5 protein-coding genes are annotated in these 4,218 nt (G+C 69.0%); 1 reads left to right on the forward strand and 4 read right to left on the reverse strand.

What is annotated here, in order from left to right:
- A partial coding sequence (locus tag ELR45_RS06580) for a helix-turn-helix transcriptional regulator (RefSeq protein WP_205856150.1) occupies positions 1-861 on the reverse strand: 861 nt, incomplete at its 3' end.
- Positions 862-1,028: 167 nt separating this feature from the next.
- Here ELR45_RS06580 and ELR45_RS06585 point away from each other — a divergent pair.
- Positions 1,029-1,466 carry a VOC family protein gene (locus tag ELR45_RS06585; RefSeq protein WP_129664472.1) on the forward strand — a complete coding sequence of 146 codons (438 nt, stop codon included), beginning with the start codon at positions 1,029-1,031 and terminating at the stop codon, positions 1,464-1,466.
- 63 nt (positions 1,467-1,529) lie between these two features.
- Here the strand turns inward: ELR45_RS06585 and ELR45_RS06590 are convergent, their stop codons facing one another.
- From ELR45_RS06590 to ELR45_RS37050, 3 genes are all read right to left on the reverse strand, one after another.
- Complete coding sequence (locus ELR45_RS06590) at positions 1,530-1,949, reverse strand: CHRD domain-containing protein (protein WP_129664474.1); 420 nt, start codon at positions 1,947-1,949, stop codon at positions 1,530-1,532.
- A gap of 311 nt (positions 1,950-2,260) precedes the next feature.
- Entirely contained in the window at positions 2,261-3,376 is a 1,116-nt protein-coding gene (locus tag ELR45_RS06595) for a mandelate racemase/muconate lactonizing enzyme family protein (RefSeq protein ID WP_129664476.1), read from the reverse strand.
- Between the two features lie 267 nt (positions 3,377-3,643).
- On the reverse strand, positions 3,644-4,218 hold a 575-nt coding region (locus ELR45_RS37050; protein ID WP_205856151.1), incomplete at its 5' end, for an aminotransferase class I/II-fold pyridoxal phosphate-dependent enzyme.

A 4,218-nucleotide genomic window follows, 5' to 3' on the forward strand; every position in this document is an offset into this window, starting at 1 on the left:
GGCCACGTGCATCACGAGCCACTCGGGGTCGTCGCCACCGACCGTCAGCAGGCACCAGCCTTCACGGTCGTCTTCGACCCGTCCCACCGAGGGAGGCATGATCTCTCGGACCTGGTCGGCATCGGCGTGCACCCGTACCCGGGCGACGTAGCGGTACGGTGCCGCGACCACCGACCGCTGCACATGACCGACCGGATCGGGGTGTTCCCGAGGCTGGAACCGCCAGGTCGTGGCGGTCGCCTCCCGCATCCGGTCGAGCCGGAACGTGCGCCAGTCGTCGCGATCAAGATCCCACGCCATCAGGTACCACCGGCGGCCGGTCGCGACCATCCGCACCGGCTCGACCGTGCGCACGCTGCCATCACTGTCGCGTCCGGTGTAGTGGAACCGCACCCGGACGGCGTCCCGGCACGCCCGGGCGAGGGTCACCAGCAGCTCCGGGTCGACCACGATCCCGGGGCGGGTGAGCGTGTCGGTGGCGCCATGAACGGCCCGCACTTCGGCGCGCAGGCGCGGCGGCATCACCTGATCGAGTTTCGCCAGCGTGCGCAGTGCGGCTTCGTCCGCCCCAGCCACAGTCCCGCCGGCCGCCAGCCGCAACGACACCGCGGTCGCGATCGCCTCCTCGTCGTCGAGCAGCAGCGGCGGGAGTCTGGTGCCGGCCCCGAGCTGATAGCCGCCACCGACTCCGGCGGTCGCATGCACCGGGTAGCCGAGCACGCGCAGCCGCTCCACGTCCCGGCGCACCGAGCGGTCGGTGACCCCCAGCTCGGCAGCGAGCTCGACAGCGGTCCACATCGGTCGGCGCTGCAGCAGGGCCAGCAGCCGCAGCACCCGCGCGGTGGTCGCCTCCACGGTCACCCGACCATGCTCGCACAGATCACGGACCGAAGCTGTCCGCTATCTACGCCAGGCTGACGCCATGACCGATCAGACCTGGAACACCAACCGTGAAATGGTTCACCACCTAGCGGAGGTGTGCCTCCTGCGCGACCTCTACCCGCATACCGATGAGAAGGAGCAGTGAGATGGCCCGCGAGATCCAGGTGACGATCGACTGCGCCGACCCAGGCGCGCTGGCACCGTTCTGGGCCGAGGCACTCGGCTACCGGGTACAGGAGCCGCCGGCCGGCTTCGGCTCCTGGGACGAGGCACTAGCGGCGATGGGTGTGCCCCCGCAGCGCCGCAACGACGCGTCGGCGGTCGTAGACCCCGACGGCGCAGGCCCACGCCTGTTCTTCCAGCGGGTGCCGGAGGACAAGGAGACCAAGAACCGAGTGCACCTCGACGTCCGGGCTGCGCCGGGGCTTGAGGGCGAGGAGCGGATGGCGGCCCTGGAGACCGAGTGCGACCGGCTGGTGACGCTCGGAGCCCGCCGCCTCCGCCGCTTCGAGCCCGACCCGCCTCTCAGCGGCGGCTTCATCGTGATGGCCGACCCCGAAGGCAACGAGTTCTGCCTCGACTGACGCCGGCCTAGTAGCCCGCCGTGACCCGGAGCGATCCGTCGCCGGCCGGTCAAGCCTGCGGGTTTACTTCAACTGGCCGCGGATGGCGCCTGCCGGGAATTGCTCGTTGTGGACGTTGGCGTAGTAGGCCTTCGGATTCTCAGCGATGTCCGCGGCCAACGCCTCATCGATCTCCGCGCATCCCTCGACCAGCGAACCGGACCCGTCGCCGACGTCCAGCGGAATCACGATGTCGCCGGCGACGTGGCGGGGGCCCTCGTGCACGTGTGCCGCGGTGGCGGTGTCGATCCGGTCCCAGCTAAGTGTCCAGCAGAAGCTGGTGCCGTCCAGGTCGTAGGTGAAGAACCCGTGTCCGTCGTTGTCGCCGGGGCCCGCCTCCTGAGCGCCGTTGAGCGGGATTGCGGGAGCAGCCGAAGCCATTCCTGAGCCGAGGACAGCGCCGAGTGTGAGCGCTGCCGCGCCGAGTGTGGTGAGGGTGCGCATGGTGCCTCCCGTAAGTCGGTCGTGCCGGCCTTCTCTCCCCAGTTCTACGAACCGGGTGTGCGCGGAGATTGCGATCGCGTGCACCAAAAGAGATGAAGCCTTGCAGTGTCGCCATCCTTGCGGCCGTCGTCTGCCCACGCGACCGTGGCACGTACCTGTGCAGCGAACGTCAGAAGCCGTGCCGGCATCGCCAAGTCCGGTGCGCAGGCTGCACGGCGCCGCCTGCGACGACGCCGGGCTGGCGGCCGCGTTTCTCCGGGTCACCGGGCTGATCGACCCGCCGCGTCCCGCGGGCCGTGAGGACGTACTCGTCAGAGGGTCGGCGTCGACGCCGTGGCATTTGTCACCGGGGCCGTCAAGGTCAGTCCGAAACCGGGTAGGTCCGGTACCTCGAGCGAGCCCTCGGTGAGGTGATAAGCGCCGGTATCCACCCCCTCGGTCGTGCCCGGTACTCCTTCCACGGTGTTCACGTCTCCGAGGCCGGCGGCAATGGTGGCGGCGTACAGCGTCTTCAGCGGCATGCCCCAGGCGTGCGGAGAGGCGGCGACACCCAGCTCCCGGAGCGTGGGCATGATTCGCCGCCATGCGGTCAGCCCGTAGTCGACGACGTCCATGAGCAGGACGTCGAGGAGCCCCGCCGCCGCGAGATCGAGGAGCTGTGCCTCGTCGGGCTTGTATTCGCCGTCCGCCACGAGGGTGCGGCTGCTCGAGGATGCGAGATACTCGCGGAGCCGGGTGAGACCTTCTGCCTCCTCAGGGAACGGCTCTTCCAGCCAGAACAGGTCGCAGTCAGACACGGCGCGCAGGTAGCGCACCGCCTCTGCGGGTTCGAATCCGTTGTTCGCGTCCACCAAGAGGCGAGCGTCGGGGTAGGCCTCACGGACTGCCCGCGTGACGTCGACGTCCCGAGCGAAGCCCGCGTCGGCGTCCATCCAGCGGTGGCCGCGCCCGATCTTCAGCTTGAACGCACGGTACCCGGCCGCCCAGTCGGATGCGCAGTTCGCGAGGACTGCGGCGATGCCTCGCGGCGCGTCGACTGGATCGAGGTCATCGAAGTAGATCGCTCCCGAGTAGCACGTCACAGTGCGGTCGCCGTCGCCACCGAGCATTGTGTGCACCGGCGTACCGAGGATGGTGCCGGCGAGGTCGTGTAACGCGAAGTCGAGGGGAAAGGCGGACGGGTGGATGACGCCCGTGGCCGGGTCGAACAGGTCGGTCAGCGGAAGGCCGATGACGTCGTCGCAGCCGTCGAGCGTCCCGCGGAGGATCCCCCACCCGCTGGCACCGGTGTCCGTGCGCAGAACGGCGACGGTCGAGCCGAACCCTGAGCCGTGGCTGGGGAGACGGGCGTTGCGGCCCACCGTTCGCGGATAGCGCGTGGTGATCCGGGCCGTCTCGATCGAGGTGATGCGGTGGTCGGTAAGCATGGGTCTCCGTTGACGAGGGGAAGGGGCCAGAGCTGAGTCGCCTCATATGCTGCCGCGGACCACCTTGCGAGCTGCTGCGACCAGCTTCTCCGCCGCGCGCATGCCTCGCATTACCTGCTCGAACGTATCTCTAGAGATACAGCAGTATCAGTAAAGATACTCGAGTATCTTGCTTGGTGATGGTCGGCCCGGATGACGTGATGAGCCACCACCGGTTCCTCAGACGCGGCCGGTGACGCTGCCCAGGCAGGGGTGGTCGTCGTTCTCTCAGGGCACGAGTCGGGAGAGCTGGTCGAGGAATCCGCTCATCGTCGGTTCGTCGCGGACGGCGACACGCATCCAGTCCGGCCCGAGGCCGGGGAAGGTGTCGCCGCGCCGCACAGCCCAGCCGGTGTCCCGAAGTCGCATCCGCAGGTCACCGTTATCGGGGAATCGCACGAGAACGAAGGGTGCACGTGGATGCGGTACAACATCGCCGCCCAGCTGCTGTAGCTCATCGGTCAGCCATTGCCGGACCGGCTCGTCGTCGGCGGCCAGGCGCTCGGCTTGGTCCAGCGCCGTGGATTCCATGCAGGCGCGCATGGCTTCGATGGCCAAGCTCGACACCGACCAGGGCGGCTGGATGGACCGGAGCCGCTCGATGATCTCTGCCGAGGCGAGTACATAGCCGGCCCGGATGCCGGCCAGGCCCCACGTCTTGGTCAGGCTGCGCAGGACGACGAGGCCTGGCACGTCGCGCCGTCCGGACAATGACTCGGCCTCACCGGGCACCGCGTCCATGAACGCCTCGTCGACGACGAGGATCCGGCCCGGACGGCTGAGCCGCTCGATAGTGCGCGCGG

The sequence above is a fragment of the Phytoactinopolyspora endophytica genome (assembly GCF_004138495.1).
Taxonomy (GTDB): domain Bacteria; phylum Actinomycetota; class Actinomycetes; order Jiangellales; family Jiangellaceae; genus Phytoactinopolyspora; species Phytoactinopolyspora endophytica.